This window comes from Olsenella uli, from assembly GCF_016900775.1.
Lineage (GTDB): Bacteria > Actinomycetota > Coriobacteriia > Coriobacteriales > Atopobiaceae > Thermophilibacter > Thermophilibacter uli_A.
The window spans coordinates 1-402 of sequence record NZ_JACJKN010000048.1 but is presented as its reverse complement, the minus strand read 5'-3'; the positions used below and the strand labels follow the sequence as shown (position 1 = coordinate 402).

Here is a 402-nt window from a genome sequence, read left to right as displayed (position 1 = left end):
ACCGGCTCCGGGCGCGAGAGGGCGCGCAGGAGCCCCAGCTTCTGGCGCTCGCCGAGCGAGAGGTTGAGCGGCTGGTCCGTGATGGCGCGCCCGGGCAGGTCGCCCAGGTCGAGCATCTCAGCGACCTCCGGGTCCGCCGCGGCGCCGAGGAGGTTGTCCTCGAGCGTGCCAGACACGACCGGCACCGGGTAGGTGAGGTAGGCGGCCCCGAGCACCCCGGGCGCGAGCGCCGCCCCGCCGTCGAGGTCGGCCGGGTCGGAGAGGCCGCGCAGGAAGTCCAGCAGGCGCGACTTGCCCGTGCCGTTGGCGCCCTTGATCACGACGAGCTCGCCGGGACGCACCTCGAGCTCCCCCGCGAAGAGGCGCTTGCCTCCCTCGCCGCGCTCGGGCGTGGCCCAGAGG

Annotated in this window: 1 protein-coding gene; it reads right to left on the bottom strand. The window is 75.6% G+C overall.

Annotated elements, in window-relative coordinates:
* Positions 1–402, bottom strand: a 402-nt coding sequence (locus H6A23_RS11255; RefSeq protein WP_204832262.1) for an ATP-binding cassette domain-containing protein, incomplete at both ends; no start/stop codon positions are given.